The sequence below is a fragment of the Cellulomonas sp. P1_C4 genome, from assembly GCF_056406355.1.
The window spans coordinates 60,468-77,645 of record NZ_JBFUAI010000017.1 but is presented as its reverse complement, the minus strand read 5'-3'; the positions used below and the strand labels follow the sequence as shown (position 1 = coordinate 77,645).

Genomic DNA, 17,178 nt, shown 5'->3' with positions numbered 1-17,178 from the left:
GCGCGGGGAAGAGCGGTGTGATGGCGAGTCTGGCCGCCCACCAACCGGACTGGCCGCGCTACTTCGTGCGGCAGGACAGCATCGCGCCGCTCGCCGGGGGCGATGCCGTCTCGTTCCTCCTCAGCGTCGGTCATCAGCTCGCCGCCCGCCGGCCAGGGCTGTTCGCGCCCGAGCGGCTGGAGGTCGTCGTGCACCAGCGGGTGGCGGCAGCAGGCGCCGCCGCGAACGTCGTCGGCGTAAAGATCGAGGATCTCGTCGCGTCCCCGTTCCACCGCACGGCGATCCGCGTCGAGCAGGACGTGGAGGACCTCGGGGGGAGGCTCGTCGGCGTCGAGGTGGCACGAGCCACGGTCGAGCCGCGGCTGCTCGCCGAGGAGAACCTCCAGTTCCTGGCCCTGATCGACCCGGCGACGGCGCTGGCCGCGAGCGAGCCCGAGGCGCGGGTGGTGGTCCTCCTGGACGCCGCCGACGAAGTGCTGGGCTTCCACGGAAGCGCGATGACTGTGCTCGACTGGCTGGAGCGCAGCCCTGAGCTGCCGGCCAACGTGCGCGTCGTCGTCTCATCGCGCCCTCACTCCCGTCTCGAGACCGTCAAGGGCGTGCGCGCGGGCACCGTGGAGGTAATCGACCTCAACGAGGCGGCCACGGAAGTCATGTCCGACGCGCGCACCTTCGCGGCTGAGGTCGTCACGGCGCCCCCTATCGCCGCGCGCGTGCGGCATCCGGAGGAGCTGGTCGAGCGCGTCGCCGTCGCCTCGGAGGGGAACTTCGCGTACCTGCGCGCATGGCAGCGCGCCCTCGTCGCCTCTGTTACCGACGGCAACGACGAGCTGGCCGACCGTCTTTTGGGCCTCGAGGTGCTTCCCGCCGGCCTGGGCGCCCTCTACACGACGTTCCTGCGCAACGCGCGTGCAGACATCGAGCGTCTGGGGTCGCTCGACGTCCAGGAGCCCCGTGGGCCCGACGATGAGGTGGCCCCGGCATGGGAGGGCGCCGGGCGCCGCGTGGTCGGGGTCCTCGCGGTGGCTCGTGGTGCACTGTCCGTCGATCAGCTCATGCGGTTGGGAGCGGTCCGTGTGTGGCGTAGCTCAGCTGACGGCGTGATGCAGCGGCTGCGGACCCTGCTCGACGAGGAAGCCGGCGCATGGCAGTTCTTCCATCGATCGGTGGCGGAGTTCCTCACCGGCGAGGCGGAGCGTGAGGCACCAGACCTGTTCGTCGACGGCAGCGAGTGGCACCGCCGGGTGGTGCGGTCCTACCAGGGCCGTGCAGCGTGGGCGGAGGTCGACTGGGCCTCCGTCGATGACTACGGGTTGCTGCACACCGCGGATCACCTCGCCGAGCTAGGTATCGATGGGCAGCGGCAGGTCATCGAGCTGGTTACACCCGGTCTGCGCTCCGCCGCCCGAGCGCGGTTCCGCACCGATCTGCCGTTCCAGCGTCTGGTGGACGGCGCGCTATCGCACATCGACAACGGGCGCGCGCCGGCCGAGGTGCTGGCCGACCAGCTCTTCCTCGCCGTCGTCAGAACCACCCTGAGCAGTCCTGGGCGACTGCTCGCGCCGGCCGTGTTCGGCCTGATGGCGCGCGTCGGACGCTTCCCCGAGGCGCAGGCGCTGATCGAGCTGCTCCGCCCGAGCGAGCACCGGTTCCGGTCGACGCAGGCGCTCGTCGAGTGCACCGTCGACGCGGAGCGGCACCTCCTCGGGCGGCACGACGGGGTCGACCTGCTCGTCGCCGCGGCGACGGAGATCTCCGTCGCCGACGGCGGTCTGTTCGGCGGGATGACCCGCCGGCACTGCGTCGAGGAGGCGGCCGTGGCGCTCGCCACGCACGACCTGGACCGCGCGCTGGCGTTGGCCGCCGAGATCGAGGAGTCACCCGAGGCCTTCGACGTGCGGGACCGCGTGCTGCTGGCAGCGGCCGAGGTGCAGCCTGCGACCGGCCGGGTCCCGCTCGTCGACCGCATGCGCGGAGCGCGAGCCGCTGCCGCCGCCGAGCTTGCCTCGTTGCTCGAGGTCCCGGAGCGGGAGCGCCTGCTCGCCTTGGCCGAGGACGACGTCACGCACGGACGGGCCACGGAGCCGGTCGTTGTGCTGGCCCGGCTGGTCGCCGCCTGGAGGCCGACGGAGCCCGGGCGGGCTGACGCGTTCGCGGCCGAGCTGCGCGCAGCGATCGCGAGTGGGGAGGTCGAGACGAATCACGTGCTCACGGCGGCGGAGATCGTCGCGACCGTCGACCCCGATCTGGCGGACGCACTGCTCGACGTTATCCCGACCTCGAGCTGGGACGGCGTCGCGGCCGTGCGGCATTGGGTCGCACGGGGACGACCGGAGAAGGCCCGGGCGCTGGCCGAGCACCTGCTGGAGGAAGAGCGGGCACGCGGCTGGTTCGGGCCTGCGTCGACGATTGCGGCACTGGCGGTCGCGGTCGACGAGGTCGACCCGTCGTGGGCCCGCGCACTGGCCGACGAGGCCGAGCACCTCATCGTCGCGGCCGCGACTACCAGCACCGACCCGTACGAGACCAGGATCAGCGCGACGCTCGGCTCGGCGGCCGAGGCCGTCCGGACCTGGGACCCGGGGCGCGCCGTCCGACTGGCTCGCCGCATGCACGGAAGCTGGATCCCCGGTGCCCGGTGGGATTCGTTCAGCGGGCGGCTGTCTGCGCTCGCTTGTCTCGGCATCGACGTCTGCGCCACCGACCCGCTGCTCGCCGGCGACCTCCTCGACGAGTGCGTTCCGACCCAGGAGCCCGATCTGGTTCTGGGCAGGCAGGACGCACGGTTCGTGCGCGGAGGGTTGTTCCGGCCCGAGGCGGACGTGCCGACGGGCGAGCTGTCGATGTCGCGTGCCATGAACTTCGCCGTCTACATGCAGAACGCCGTGAGCTACTGGGCGCGCGCGCGCGAGCAGCTGCCCTTCGTCGAGCCCGCCGACGTCGTCCGGAGCATGCGGATGGCGCCCGGCGTCAACGGGAGCACGGCGTCGTGGGCGGGCGTCGTGGCCGCCGCGGTGGTGCCGATCGCGACCGTCGACCTGGACGCAGCTATCGCGCTCCCCGGGTGGATCGCGGACCCTGCGGAACGGGTGATCGGGGTCGCGGGACTGGTCGCGGCACTCGCCGACGCCGACGACCCGCGCGCGGGTGACGCCCTGGCCGCGCTGGGTCGGAGCGTCGTCGGACTGCCCCACTACACGGCAGAGCTCGACGTGGCGACTGTTGACCGAGTGCCGGCGCTCCGGTACCTCGACCCAACCGCTCGAGCCCGGTTCGAGGCCGCGACGCTCCTCCCCGACGAGCACGGGTCGCTGGCGCTGTCACTCATGGCGGTCTCTGAGTCCCGGTACCTGCTGGACACAGTCCGTGCCCAGCAGCTCTTCGACCTCCTGTGGGGGCCTGTGGCATGCCACACAGACGGCGCAGAGGTCGCGGGCTACGTTCGGCAGATCGTGGCCGAAGGGGACGCGAACGCCGACCCCATCCAGCGTGAGCTCGTCCGGGTGGCTGCGGCAGTGGCGGTCGCACCGTGGGACCACCACCTGCTCGCCGCGACGCTCGCGGGCATCCACCACCCGGGCCGGGCGCTGGTCGCCAGGATGTCGGTCGCCTTGATGTCGATCACAGAGGCGGACGACCTTGCGGTCGCCGCCCGTCGCCTGTTGGACGACGTGCCGACGGACGCGGATCCGGCGTACCCAGTCTGTGTGGCCGCCATGGCCATGCGGGCGCTCGACGACGACGCGAAGGGGGAACTGACCGACCGGGCTGTGGCCCTCCTCTCCGACGCCGCCCCCCGGTCTGTCGCCCAAGGCTTCGCCGAGCTCGCGTGGAGCGCCGCACCCCAGCGACGGGCGGACCTCACGCGCACGGCGCTGCGCTGGATGGAGCGCGTCGAGAACCCCTACCTCCGTGACGACCTGCTCTCGGACCTGTTCGCGGTCGCCGCGCGCTCTGGCGACGTCGAGCTTCTCGTCGCGACCGCCCGCCGCGAGCTCGACGCCGGCTGGGAGGTGCTGATGGAGGGACTGCGGCGCGGGATCGGTCCCCTTGTCGAGCTGGCGGGCCCGGAGGTGATCGCTCGTCTCGACGACGCGTTCCGTGCGGCACAGGCGATCGCCGGCCCCGCGGCCGCGGCCGGACCGCTGGACGGCGTCGCCCCTCCGACCAGTCGGGACCCTGCGCCGATCGCGGCCCGGGCACCCTCGCCGCAGCCACGCGGGAGCATCCGTCACCTCTACCTGGCCGACGAGGACCTGCCGGGCATGACGCTCGAGCACGACGGTGCCGACACCGGGCCCGAACCTGACGACTACGCGTACGTTGCGTGCGACGGTGTGGGCACAGGCCTGCGGGCGTGGCTGGCGGACGCCGCCGGGCCGTTTTCGCGGGTCGTGGACATCCGTGTCGTGCTCCCGGACGCTGAGCGAGCCGCTGCCTACTACCGCGAGCGGCTCCTGGCGCTCGGTGAAGGGCTCCCGCCAGTGCCCGATGCCCCGCCGGTCGGGACGGAGTGCCGTGTGGTGGGTGGCCCAGCACGGTCGCGGCAGGGCGGTGAGCTCACGGTGCTGTGCTATCTCCTCCGAGTCGAGGCGGTGGTAGCGAAACTGTTCGTGGTGCAGCGCGGTCGGGCGGCGGATCCGCACGACGTCGGCCGCGCACACGCGATCGCGGAACGGCTCGCCGCACGGCTCCGCTCCACGTAGCGCCGCCCGCCGATCGGGCCTGGACCGACGGATCCGCGATCACGAATGTGCAGATCAGACGTTCGCCGACATCCGCCCGGACTCGTCGCACTCGCGATCGATTCCCGCCACCTCACGACGCCATGGCCCTGACCTCGCAATAGGCAGGACCAAGTCGCTAATCGTTGACGCCGTTAGCGGTGCCGGTCCGCAGCGCATCCAGTTTGATCTGCGCACGACGGCCGCCTGATCGTCCGGGTACAAGCTCATCCGGTCGGTCCTCACCGCCCTCGGCTTCTGAACGACAAGGCCGTTACCTCTCCAGCTGGCCGGTCGGTCTTCGCGCGGTGAGTTGCGAAGTCCTGCGGCCCCGCGGTACGCATTTGGGGTTCGGAAGCGGCCGAGGGGCGTTCAGGAGGGTTTGCCGCGGGGCTCGCCACCCCGCGACAAACGGTGACGCCGCCGCGAAGAATGCCCGCAACCGCAAGCACCGCAGACGCCACGCGGCCCGTGATCCGACCACGCGATAGTGCCGAGGACCACGCGCCGCGTCCGCCGTCGACGCGTGTCGTCGATATTCGGCCGAGGACGGTCGGCTTTATACCGAGTTGCCGGCTGCACGAATCCGAGGCATTCACAAACGCCTTAAAGGGTGAACGACCGCTCTTCTCCCCGGGACTTCCGCCGTCTACCATCGTGTAACTGTCCAAAGCAAGACGACTGGAGACCGCGATGGCCGCGATCGGCGAAGAGGAAGAGGTTCGCCAGTACGAGCCGGTCGAGTTCCCGGTCCGCGCCGAGCCCGGTTCCATCGAACCCGCCGCACCTTCGCCGGCGCCCCCGGCACCTAAGCCATTGTCCGCGTGAGCGACGATTCGACGACGTCGAACGTTCCCGCGCCCGAAGACGGGTTCGACCTTCCGTTCGGCCTGGGCGACGACGATGGTGACAAGCTCTACCCGGGCACGATCTTCGGGATCCGACAGTTCGTGATCACCCCCAACGGGGAGCTCGCGGGGCCAATCGCCGTTGAGCCTTTCCCGCCGCGGGAGTGGATGCACGCCACCTGCCGGGACTACGCCCGTTCGGGCCACCGCGAAGCGCCCACGAGCGGCTGCGGGTGCGGCCTCTACGCCTTCAACGGTGGAACGGCAGCAATCCAGACCTACCCGAGCACGAGCGACCGTCCCACGGTGCTTGCAGTTGTCGAAGCCAGGGGCAAGGTCGTCGCCCACCGACTCGGGTTTCGCGCCGAGTACATGCGTCCCGTCGCACTGATCTGCGACCCCGGTGGGCCGTGGGACGGACGGGATGAGGAAACGACCCGCGCCAGGGTCCATGACGCCATCGCCGGCACGAACGCGTACTCCAACGAAGCCCTCACGAGGCTGGTCGCTGCCAAGTACGGGATCGCGGCGCTCGCCACCCTCACGGGTATTGACGAGTGGCCGATCGAGAAGCTGAACGCGGCCGAGTGCGCCACAGACGACGAGCTGGCTGCCGCAGGGGTTACCCGCCGGAGTCGGCAGCCGACGGTGACTCCTACCCGCTGGTTGTTGCGGCACAAGGTCCTGACCGGGGCTGCTGCTATCGCACTCGTGGTCGGCGGGTTGGCCGCGCTCGACGCGAAACGAGGCCGAGACGATGACGGCGCCCTCAGTCGGTACTTGGGGACCGACGGTATCTCCGAGACGTCGCTCGTCAACAGGCTCGTGACCGACGGCGGTCTTTCGGCGCAGCGTGCCGAGGCTGCCGTATATCGCCGACAGGTCGACTGGGACGCGCAGGCCCTAGCGGCAGCGGCTAGCCACCTGAACGGCACCGAGCACAGCCCCGGCGTCGCAGAGCTCGAGTCGACGCTCACGCCCGTAATCGACGACTTCACCGCATCCGGGCTCGACGCGGCCCTCGGTGTCGACGCCACGCAGGGTGCCGACGGGGAGTGGAACATCTCGATCGACTGGCGGCCTTTCTGGTCCGGGGCTGAGCTCGAACCCCACCTGGTTAACGTCGACGGGTTCAACTGGTCCCAGGCTTCACAAGCCGTCGCCGCAATCGACCCCAGCCAATGGGAGGCTGAGGCACTGACCGCAGCGAGCGACTACATCGACCTCCTTGATGCGTCGCGGCAGGGTGCCCTCGAATTCATGGTCGATCGCCACGGATTCGACGCCGCGGTTGCTTCTGCCGCGCTCGACTCACTCAATGGCGGGGCCGGTTGGAATGACCATGCATACCGCACCGCGAACGACATGCTGGACTACGGAACTACCATTCCCGAGCTGCGGGACCGGTTGGTCGCTGCGAAGTTCACCGCCGAGCAGGTCGACTTTGCGATCGGCCTCGTCGCCGGCACTCCGGACGCCGCCGCCCGGTACGAGCTCGGCTTGGGTGAGGGAATCTCGAGAACCGGCCTGATCAACCGAGTGTCGGGCCTGCCTGCCTTTCGCCGCGCAGATCAGGACTGGGCGGAAGTCGTCGACGGGCTCAAGGTCGACTGGGACGCCCAAGCGCGCCAGGCAGCAACGTCTACCTGGGACGTGCTTTCGAGCTTGCCTGACTTCACGGTCCAGGACCTCCGGGAGTCCCTCACCAACGCCGGATTCAAACCGTCCCAAGTGGAACAGGCCGTAGCCTCACTAGCGCTCCGATAGCGCTTCTTGCGCCTAGAGGTGCAACCCCCCAGAGCCATTCGGTGCTCAGCCGCCGACTCCGGTCGCGTACTGGTCGCTCCGTGCCGTCGGCCTTTCGTCGTCGATCTGCCGTGGCGGGACCAGGGGATCTTCGGATCTCAGCGTGGTTGGGTCTGATGCTGCGCGCGCCGGCGCCGGCCGCGGCGACCTGGTGTGGTCTGGGAGGTGGTCGGGTTCGAACGATGATCGGACGTGCCCAGACATCCGATTAGGTTATGCCGAGCGCAGTGGTCGCGTGTTCGCTGGCGTCGCGCTCGCTCGCCGCTGGCGTGCATCAGCCCAGGCGGGTCATCTGCTCCTGCTGCAGGGCGATGAGGCGGCGGCCGATCTCGAAGAACGCCACGGTGCCCGGTGGCCCCGGAGCCGTCCAGAGCACACGCCCGTCGGTGATGTCGACCGCCGTGAGGATCGGCTCCTGGTCGTCGTACCCGGTCGCGAAGAGGACGACGTGACCATCGGTGAGCAGGGGACGACGGACCCGTAGATCGTCCGGAGCGGTCCACAGGCGTTTGCCGGTGCGGGTGTCCACCGCGACGAGGTCGTCCCCGAAGGTGGTGATCAGGCGGTCGTCCAGCAGGAGTTCCCAGTCCTCAGGCGTCGCCTCCGCGCTCCATCGGAGCTCACCGGTCCGGGCGTCGAGCGCGACGACCTCGGCGGCGCTCGCGCTGGTGGTCAGCAGCAGGTCGCTCGCCGAGCCGTCGTCGACGGCGAGCCTGAGCAGAGGACCGTCGATCGGGAAACCATCCCCGGCATCGGAGGCCGAGACGGTGCCGTACGGGACGGTGCCCTGATCGTCCGGGGTGCCCACCACGAATCGGCCGTCGGCGAGCACGGTGAGCTCCACCGGGCGCTGGCCGCCCTCCTCCGGCCACTCACCTAGGACCTCACCGTCCTCGGACAGGGCCATCGCCATGAGACCGCTCACCACGATGACGCCGTGCTCAGTCCTCGTCTCGGGTGCCTGTGGCCCCCGTCCAAACCCGGCGCCGGGCAGCGGTTGCTCGCTCCGGGCGGTCCACCGCACCCGACCGGTCAGCGGGTCCTCGCGTGTCACCTGCACGCGTCCGTCCGAGAGCACGGTGGTCACCAGGATGTCGGAGCCGAGCGTCTCCACGGTGCCGAACCCGTACTCGAGGCTCCGATCGCTGACCCTCTCCCCGGTCTGCGCGTCGAGCACCACCAAGCGGGCCTCGGATCCGGGGCCGTGCGCCGGGAGCTCGGTCCCTGGGGCGGCGGGGGCAACCAAGCGGCAGACGATGTGCGAGCTCACCGCGCGCGGTCCCGAGCGGGCGTGGAACACCGAGATCAGCCCTTGAACGTCGGGACCAAGAGCTCGACATCCGACGTCCAGCTCGCTGGCGACCTCGGGAAGCGCGACGTCCCACCGCTGCTCGCCCGTCACGATGTCGTTCCCGACCAGCCGGAAGCCCTCGCGGGGGTTGCCGAAGAGGCTGACCATCAAGTCGGGGCCGTGCACCGCCGGATGCCCCCAGCCGCCCGGCTGGGTCCACACCTCCCGCAGCGAGGAGTCCATCGGCTCGAGCACGCCCGCCACGGCGGCGAGGTGAGCATCCTTAGCGCGGGCCCGGACGCCGACGACGACCACGACCGCGGCGAGCAGTGCCAGCGCGCACCCGAGGAGCAGCCATCGGCGACGAGCCCACAGCGCCGGTCCGACCCCACCGCCGGCAGCGACGACTGAACCCGACTCGCGCTGTCCATGTCCTGGGTCTCCGCGCGCACGCGCCTGCTCGTCGCCGGCCCCCGGTCCACCGTCGTCGAGTTCGACATCACGCATCCCCTTGCCGCGCGACATGCTTCGGACACTACGCCGTTCGACACGGAGGTCGACGTACGCGACCGATCAGCTGAGCGCCGCGCAGAGTGGCGCCAGGGCGGACTCATCGCCGAGGCGGAAGTACTCGTCGAACGGGTGATGTGCAGACAACTTCACCGGCTCGTCGGTGGCGGAGTCGATGAGCGTCGTCCCGGCGTCGGTGAGGATCGTCCCTCCGCCGGGGAGCCAGGCCCGCGTGCCCAAGCCGCTGATCGCCGTGGTGCCCGACGCGACGTCTCCAGGGGTCCCCAGGTTGTGAACCACTGTGTCGTGCTGGCTCCACAAGGCGGCCAGGCCGGTGTCGGGATTGGTGAACGTGCCGTCGAGGTACTCACGGAAGTGCCGTTGCAGCAAGCTCCCGTCGGCGTCGTACAGCCGTTTCCCAACCACCGACCGTGACTGAGCCACGAGGAGCTCGGTGCCGTCGCACACGATGCCAGACGGCTCGTCGATGACGTCCGGGTCACTGAACGCGAGGCTGCAGGAGATGTGGCTGCCGGTGCGGAAGCAACTGGCGTTGAAGGACTCCGGCGGGGGCGGGTTCAATGTGCCCGGGTCAACGGATTCTTTGGCTGCGGCGGGTGCGGCGAGCGACAAAATGACGAGGAGAGCGCCGACGGTGACCACGACGAGCCGCCGGAACCGACGGCCGGGGATAGTCGCGGCGAACCTTGCACCGTGGCAATCGGAATCATTCGCCCAGTGTGTGAAACGTGGTCGGCGCGCATGCGGGAACTCCGTTCGGGAGGGATCTGATTGGATCCGCGCGCGATCTCAGGCTCGCGCGTCTGTGCGCCTGGGCGGTCGCTGAGTCGATGTGCCCGGGGCGCTGCCACGTCCAGGTATAGCCCTGCCGGGGTTGGCTGTCACCGGCGATACATCGAGTGGAGCGGCCGCGAATGCACGACACGCGCGTGGGGATCGCGGCCGCAGCTGCCCCCCGGCAACACTCGGAATCGGCGCAGGAATTGAGTTCGCGTGCGGTGCCGGGTACGTCGCGGTGCCGACCCAACGTCGGCCACTGCGGTTCGCGGATCGCGAAGGCGTGATCCGGTTCGTCATGTGCGACGTCGAGGCACTCGATGCGGTTCTTGTCGAGACTGACCTCGGCCCGGCGCTTGCTACGACGCCGGAGCAGACCGTCCTCGACCTTGCCCGTGCCGATCCTCGAGGGCAGGACGTCGATGCTCAGGACGCGATCGGCGCGCTTTGGGCCGAGTGCAACCTCGAGGTCCTTGAGGACATCGCGGGTCGGCAGCGGATGCGCGCGACCCTCGAACGGGTCACGGCCGGCCGATGAGCGACCCACAGCGTGAGGAGTGGGCGGCGGTCGCCGAGCGTTTCGGCGTCGACCTGGAACAGGTGCGTCGCGATCACCTCGTCTCCCAGCGCTGCGTGCTGGCGCCGCGCTGGTCGGCCTCGCGCTCTGCGTCGCGGCGTGCTCGTGGGGAGGGGCCGGGGGCCGATGCAGCGTTTGCGAGAGAATTAGAGGTGGAGCGACCGAGAGCGTTGCATGTATTACCTCAGGAACGTCAATGACGACGGGACTATGAGGGAACTATGAGGCTGACGACCGGCTCAGCTCGCTMGAGCGCCCGGAGGTCGCCGACGTGCGAGCAGGCCCGAACGCCAGGACGACGAACTTCACGAGTGCTGGACCACAGGCCTCACCTCGACGCCGCCTTCGCCGTCGGTCACGAGGATGTCGCTCGTGAGCCGGGCCAGCCCGCAGGGGTCGTCCGTCTCGACGACGTAGTAGCCACTCAGGTACTCAGCGGTCTCGCTGTACGGCCCCCGCATGATGTCGATGGTGCCGTCGTCGGCGCGATGTGTGCTGTACGCCTTCGATGAGAAGCCGAGCTCGGAGGCGCCGAGAATCTTGTGGCCCCGCTCGGAACAGGCGGCCGCGTACGCGCGGTGCTCGCCCATGATCTGGTCCTTGATCTCCGGTGTCGCCGTCGACCAGAACCCCTCGTCGCCGTACAGGAGCACCATCCACGTCGCGGTCATCATCGCTCTCCTCCGGGTGTCGTCGGACCCCCTTACTGTGCCCGGTCGCAGGGATGAAGCGCGAGGGTTCCCGAGATCGACACCGGCAGGCAACTGCTGCACCTCGCCGCCGACTCGCCGCGCCGGCGTCAGCGTGCGGGGTGAGGATGCAGGCAGTCACCTGCCCGCCGGCGTCGATCGACCGAGGTTTCGCGGTGCTTCGAATCTGGCCTCCGTCGGGCTTCCGCTGAGGGTCACGGCTCGCCCGTGAGCCGAGTGCACGGGTGGATCTCGTCGGGGTCCTAAGGATCAGCAGCGACCAGGCAACCTGTTCAGCTCGAGGACCTCGACGATGTCCAGCGCCTCAGCTTCACCACGTCGTGCCGAAGCGCACTCACCGCTCGATCAGCGTGATCTTCACGGCCGACACTCCGTGTGGGCCGAGGATCATCAGTCGTTCGTCTCCGTTGAGGATGCGGCCCTCGGCCCAGGCGCCGTCGTGCAGGCGAAGCTCCCGCACGCTGTCGATCTCGAGCAAGGATTCCTCCCGACCGAAGTCGATCATCGCCTGCCGTCCCAGTGCGATGTATTGGAGATCTCCGGTCTGCAGGACGATTCCGAACGGACGCGAGTCTGCGGGGGAGGGYGCGTGGGCGGTCGGCAGAGTCTCGTCGGGAAGCGGGGCTGGCTCGGGCAGYCGGACACCCGCATCGAGCAGCATGTCAGCGAGGAGCTTSGGYGCGCTTCGCAMCGTGACGGTKGTCSACCCGAGCCGGGCGGTGGCGGAATCCGTCYCCGAATCCRGCGCGAATCCCATCACGCGACCGTCCCGCTGGGCTTCGAGGATCTGCGGGGCGAGTGCGMGAAGCTTCCGGAATGCGTCATAGAGCTGACTGTCTTCACGGACGTCGTCGATTCCGAAGACGTGATAACCCATGGCGTTGAATGCGCCGAACGCGCGGAATGCGTCACCGGTCAGGACGCGCGCCTCGGGGATGAAGAGCGGGTTAGTGGCAGACGTGTATGCGCGCATGACCGACTCGCTGTCGGAGATGTAGATGTCGGGGGACAAGAAATCGAGGGCCGGTCCGGCGACGCGCCACACCCCGCTCATTCGTGCGGTCGGACCGCCGCTGGGATATTGGCCGGGCATGTCCTGACCTGGTTGGGGACCCAGCCAGGCGTTCGCGAAAGCGGGCAGGGCCTTGATCCGCTTGCCCTTCTCGGCCAGGGCGCCGACATAGCTGGCGAACCCCCACGCCATGAAGACCTCATCGGCCACCGGATCGTCGTCGCCGAATCGCTCCTGCCACGATGCGCCGCCCGGGCGCGAGCGACCGAACAGATCGACGACGTCGTCGTCGAAGGCGGTCGGTTGGCTCGCCACGGCCTCGACGAGGGCCTCGGGAACGGGCGACAGCCACGCGAGCTGTGCGGAGGAGGACCGGTCGCGGCTCGACCCCAGGAGCCCTACCTCGTTCTCCACCTGCATCATGATGACGGTGTGATCCTCGTCCACCCGGGCGATGTGCTCCATCAACGCTCCATAGGCCGCCTCGTCCGCTTCACGCAGAGGCCCGGAGAACACCGACAGGGTGGGGCGAGGCATCGAGCCCGAGTAGGTGAAGGGAGCCCGCATGGGGGACGGTCCCCGGTCGGCTCGCTCGAATCGGGCGGAGTCCTGGCGAACCCACGTCGGTGCGTAGGTGGACAACGCGTTCTTGTAGGCACCGAACCAGATGAGGACGAGGCGGACGCCGGCCGAGCGCGCACCTGAGAGCAGTTCGTCGACGACGCTGAAGTCGAACTCACCCTCGGACGGCTCCACCTGATCCCACCCCACGGGAGCGATGATCGAGTTCACTCCGGACCTCTCGATAGCGCGCCAGACGGGTGCCATGTACACGGGATCAGAAGCGCTGGAGTTGCGCAGCTCGCCGCCCACGCAGAGGAACGGTGAGCCGTCCACGACCAGCCGCGTGTGGGTGCCTGCTCGCTCCAAGCGGGGAAGTTCGGCCATGAGGTCTCCTTCGGGCACGCTCGATGAGAAGCGTCCCAGTTGTGGCTCTTCGAAGTTCCGGTGGGGGTATCGGCTCAACGGTGAACGAGTACCGGGGTGATGGCGTCGAGGTCCCCGGATGATCAGGTGCGACCACGCAAGCTGTTCTTCTCGTGGACCTCGACGTTGTCCGACGCTACGGCGTGCGCTGCCGCACCCACGACTTATCCCTGGTCGCGTCGCGACTGTGCGGCCAAGTGCGCGTCTTCGTGATGTCGTGCCTCGCTATGGTGCTCGGCGCGCCCGCGACGGGCAATCGGGACTCGCTCCCACGGCGCCGTGGCGCGCGGAGTCCTTGACCGGTCAGACACGGTAGGTCAGGCTCCGGCTCATGGGCGCGCGGTCGCAGGGCAGGGCCGCACCATCGCCTGCGCCGACCACCCTCATCCGGATCCTCGGGCCGGTGGCCGCGACGGTCGGCGGCCAGGACGTCGCGCTCGGCTCCCCGAAGCAGCGGGCCGTGTTCGCGGTGCTCGCGATGTCGTCGGGGCACGTCGTGTCAACGGACCGGCTGGTCGTCGAGCTGTGGGGCGACGACGCGCCCGAATCGGCGTCGTCCACCCTGCAGGTCTACATTTCYCGGCTGCGGCGAAGCCTGGGCGAGGACCTGGGCGTGCCGGCGGACGACGAGGCACCGCGTCCTCGGGTCGTCCGCAGGGCGCCGGGCTACCTGCTCGAGGTCGCCGACGACGCCGTCGACGCCCGCCGGTTCGCGCGACTGCTGGCCGACGCGCGGGCCGGCATGGCGACGGACCCTGGCGCGGCGCTCCGGATCCTGGACGAGGCGCTGGCGCTGGTGTCGGGTGCGCCCCTGGCGGATGTCGTCGAGTCGCTCGGAGACGCGGCGGTGGCCGAGGCCGCGCGGCTGGCGGAGCTGGTGCTCCTGGCGCGGGAGGCTCGGCTGTCCGCGCTGCTCAGCCTGGGGGACGCGGCCACGGTCGCCACCGCGGCGAGCGCGCTCGTCGAGCTGCACCCGTTCCGGGAGAGCCTGCACGCCGTGCTGATCCTGGCGCTCTACCGCGACGGGCGCCAGGCCGAGGCGCTCGCGGCGTACGACCAGGTGCGCCGCCGGCTCGACGACGAGCTGGGCGTCGAGCCGGGCCGCTCGCTGCGCACGCTGCACGCCCAGGTGCTCCAGCACGACCCGTCGCTCGACCTGCCGGGGGAGGCCGTCGCGCGGCCCGCGCCGTCGGCACGCAACCGGACGCTGCCCCAGCCGGTCACCGCCCTGATCGGGCGCGGCGACGAGCTCGCGCAGGTCGCGACGGCGCTCGATCGCAGCAGGCTCGTCACGGTGGTCGGACCGGGCGGCATCGGCAAGACCCGGCTCGTGCTCGAGGCGGCTCGCGCTCGGGGCGACGCGGACGGTCCGTGGTTCGTCGACCTGGCCGGCCTGGAGGACGGCTCGCTGCTGCTGGAGACGGTCGTGACCGCGCTGGCGATCACCGGCGCGCACGATGCGGCCGGGCTGGCCGACGTCCTGGCCGAGCGGCGCCTGTTGCTGGTCCTGGACAACTGCGAGCAGATCGCGCCCGAGGTCGCAAGGCTGGTCACGGCGGTGCTCGAGCGGTGCCCGGACGTCCGGGTGCTGGCGACGAGCCGGCAGACGCTGCGCGTTCCCGGCGAGCTGGTGCTGGAGCTGCGGGCGCTGGCGAGCGTGGATGCCGAGCAGCACTTCGTGGAGCGCGCGACGGCCGTGGTGCCCGGCTGGCGGCCGGACCCGCACGAGCGGGCCACGCTGGCCCGGGTGTGCCGTGGCCTCGACGACCTGCCCCTGGCCATCGAGCTGGCCGCGGCGCAGTGCCGCGCGCTGTCGGTCGACCAGCTTGCCGACCAGCTGGGGGACCGGTTCGCCCTGCTCAGCGGGGGCCGTGCGAACCAGCGCCACGCCAGCATGACGGCGGCGGTCGCCTGGTCTCACGACGCGCTGACCCCCGACGAGAAGGCGCTCTTCGAGGTGCTGTCCGTGTTCGAAGGGTCGTTCGACCTGGAGGGCGCCACCGCGGTGGCCGGCGGTCGGAGCGTGCTGTCGACGTTGCTCTCGCTCATCGACAAGTCGCTGGTCACGGCCCTCGACGGCTCGCCGCGTCGCTACCGGATCCTCGAGACGCTGCGGCAGTACGCGGCGCTCCAGCGCTCCGACGAGCGCACGYGGGCGGTTCGTCGGCAGATCGTCGCCTGGGCCGCGACCCTCGCCGACCAGACCGACGCCGAGCTCCGCGGGCCGCGGAGCCGGCAATGGATGCACCGGCTGGAGCAGGACAAGGACACCATCCGCGCCGCGCTCTCCTGGAGCGCCGACGAGCCTGACCATCCCCGCCTGCGCATCGCCGTGGGAATGCTGTGGTTCTGGTACCGGCGCGGGCACGTGGTCGAGGGCCTCCGAGCGCTCGGCGACGCGCCCGCTGCTCCACAGGACGTGCCCGACCGCCTGCTCATCGGCAGGTCTGTCGGCGTCGTGCTGCTCCGCTACCTGGCCGGGGACTACGCGGGCCTGGTGGGCGAGCTGGGCACGGCCGCCGAGCTGGCCGCGGGCACGCTCGACGCCCAGGCCAAGAGCTACGCGCTGTCCACCATCGCGTTCTTCGAGGCGAATCTCGGCCAGGTGGCGAAGGCGCTGCAGGACGCCCGGACAGCCCTGGTGCTGGCCCGCGGAGTCGAGTCGCCGCAACGGGCCGCCGACGCCCTGCTGGCGCTGAGCACCGGGCACCTGCGGGCCGGCGACCTGGACGAGGCCCGGGCGCGGGCCGCCGAAGGTGTCGCCGTCGCGGAGGACTGCGGGTACTCGTGGTGCGTGGTGGCGTGCGAGTGGGTCGTGGCCAAGGCCGGGATCGCGGCCGGCGACGTCACCGAGCCGACGCGGGCCGCGGTGGCCCGCGTCATCGGCAACTCCGTCGCCGACCGCGACCTGACGTCCTGGGTGGTCGGCGTGGTGAGCGCCGCCTACGTGCTGCTCCGCCGCGGAGACGTGCGCTCCGCGGCGGAGCTGGCGGGGATCGCCCACCGCCAGGGTAGGGACATCGGGTACGCGCCGGAGCTCATGGACCCGCTCGACACGGCCGGTTACCTGCGCGAGATCACCCAACGGATCGCTGACGACGGCCTGACGGCGACCTACGACGCGGGCCGCGCCCTGGACTCCGCCGACGCGTTCGCGCGCGTCGCGGAGCTGGTCCCGGACGGGCACGCGCTCAGCTCGCCACCGCGTCGCGGCTGAGCACCCGGTTGGCCACGAGGGCCGGCCAGCCGAAGGTCACGAGGACCAGGGCGCACTCGACGAGCCCGCCGTTGGAGCCGTACGCCCCGGAGCCGAACCAGACGGCCAGTGCGAGCCCGGCAAACCCCGCGAGCAGGGTGGCGCGGGCGAGACGCGCGTCCCGACCCCACCGGCGCAGACCCGCCGCGAGGAAGAACGTGGCGACGATCAGGAACAGGAAGATCGGGATCGACACCAGGTTGTGGATGACGTGCTGCGAGGACACCGTCTCGGCCTCCTCGCGAGCCAGGCAGGCCGCCTGCAGGTTCGAGCAGTCCTGCCGGTTGAACCCGGCGACCAGCGTGAGCAGGCCCGAGACGAGGATGAGCACGGACGCCGTCCGCGCTCCCTTGCCCCGGAGCCGCGAGAACAGGAACGCGCCGGACGCGAGCAGGGTGGTCGCCATGAGGACGAACCCACCGATCATGAGCGCGGCCGAGTGGGACTCCTGCGACGCGAGCGCGCTGATCGCCTCGCTGCGCGCGCTGTAGCCGGGGTCGAGCAGGCCGGCGACGACGATCGCCGCGCCGGCTGCAACGGCGCTGACCGTGGCGACACGGACCAGGCGCGTGCCGGCGGTGGACGCCTTCGGGGTGGTGATGAGCTGGGGGGTGACGACAGTCACGATGACTCCTCTTTCGGTGGGGGCGGCGGTGTGG

The 17,178-nt window shown here is 70.5% G+C and carries 9 protein-coding genes; 4 read left to right on the top strand and 5 right to left on the bottom strand.

The genetic code is table 11. The features are described 5' to 3' along the window. Positions 1 to 20: 20 nt before the first annotated feature. Entirely contained in the window at positions 21 to 4,706 is a 4,686-nt protein-coding gene (locus AC1DYZ_RS14570; RefSeq protein ID WP_477065905.1) for a hypothetical protein, read from the top strand. Between the two features lie 842 nt (positions 4,707 to 5,548). Then, positions 5,549 to 7,339, top strand: a complete 1,791-nt coding sequence (locus AC1DYZ_RS14565) for a hypothetical protein (protein ID WP_477065904.1) — start codon at positions 5,549 to 5,551, stop codon at positions 7,337 to 7,339. Positions 7,340 to 7,652: 313 nt separating this feature from the next. Here AC1DYZ_RS14565 and AC1DYZ_RS14560 read toward each other — a convergent pair whose 3' ends face one another. Together AC1DYZ_RS14560 and AC1DYZ_RS14555 are read right to left on the bottom strand one after the other, a co-directional pair. Beyond that, complete coding sequence (locus AC1DYZ_RS14560) at positions 7,653 to 9,194, bottom strand: outer membrane protein assembly factor BamB family protein (protein ID WP_477065903.1); 1,542 nt, start codon at positions 9,192 to 9,194, stop codon at positions 7,653 to 7,655. 48 nt (positions 9,195 to 9,242) lie between these two features. Further along, on the bottom strand, positions 9,243 to 9,842 hold the full coding sequence (locus AC1DYZ_RS14555; protein ID WP_477065902.1) for a hypothetical protein: 600 nt from the start codon (positions 9,840 to 9,842) through the stop codon (positions 9,243 to 9,245). 418 nt (positions 9,843 to 10,260) lie between these two features. Here AC1DYZ_RS14555 and AC1DYZ_RS14550 point away from each other — a divergent pair, with 418 nt between their 5' ends. Next, on the top strand, positions 10,261 to 10,515 hold the full coding sequence (locus AC1DYZ_RS14550) for a hypothetical protein (protein ID WP_477065901.1): 255 nt from the start codon (positions 10,261 to 10,263) through the stop codon (positions 10,513 to 10,515). Positions 10,516 to 10,859: 344 nt separating this feature from the next. Here the strand turns inward: AC1DYZ_RS14550 and AC1DYZ_RS14545 are convergent, their stop codons facing one another. Next, positions 10,860 to 11,225, bottom strand: a complete 366-nt coding sequence (locus tag AC1DYZ_RS14545; protein WP_477065900.1) for a YciI family protein — start codon at positions 11,223 to 11,225, stop codon at positions 10,860 to 10,862. Between the two features lie 373 nt (positions 11,226 to 11,598). After that, positions 11,599 to 13,224, bottom strand: a complete 1,626-nt coding sequence (locus tag AC1DYZ_RS14540; protein ID WP_477065899.1) for a DUF5597 domain-containing protein — start codon at positions 13,222 to 13,224, stop codon at positions 11,599 to 11,601. 442 nt (positions 13,225 to 13,666) lie between these two features. Between AC1DYZ_RS14540 and AC1DYZ_RS14535 the strand changes: the two genes are divergently transcribed. Next, complete coding sequence (locus AC1DYZ_RS14535) at positions 13,667 to 16,480, top strand: AfsR/SARP family transcriptional regulator (protein WP_477065898.1); 2,814 nt, start codon at positions 13,667 to 13,669, stop codon at positions 16,478 to 16,480. On the opposite strand, the gene AC1DYZ_RS14530 is transcribed toward AC1DYZ_RS14535, so the two are convergent. Continuing rightward, complete coding sequence (locus AC1DYZ_RS14530; RefSeq protein ID WP_477065897.1) at positions 16,455 to 17,144, bottom strand: DUF998 domain-containing protein; 690 nt, start codon at positions 17,142 to 17,144, stop codon at positions 16,455 to 16,457. The two genes, AC1DYZ_RS14535 and AC1DYZ_RS14530, sit on opposite strands and share 26 nt — an antisense overlap. Between the last annotated feature and the right edge of the window lie 34 nt (positions 17,145 to 17,178).

Excerpts from the sequence above, each read along its gene's own strand:
- AC1DYZ_RS14570 (WP_477065905.1), top strand. The coding sequence starts at position 21 with ATGGCGAGTCTGGCCGCCCACCAACCGGACTGGCCGCGCTACTTCGTG.
- AC1DYZ_RS14545 (WP_477065900.1), bottom strand. The coding sequence starts at position 11,225 with ATGACCGCGACGTGGATGGTGCTCCTGTACGGCGACGAGGGGTTCTGG.
- AC1DYZ_RS14560 (WP_477065903.1), bottom strand. The coding sequence starts at position 9,194 with ATGTCGCGCGGCAAGGGGATGCGTGATGTCGAACTCGACGACGGTGGA.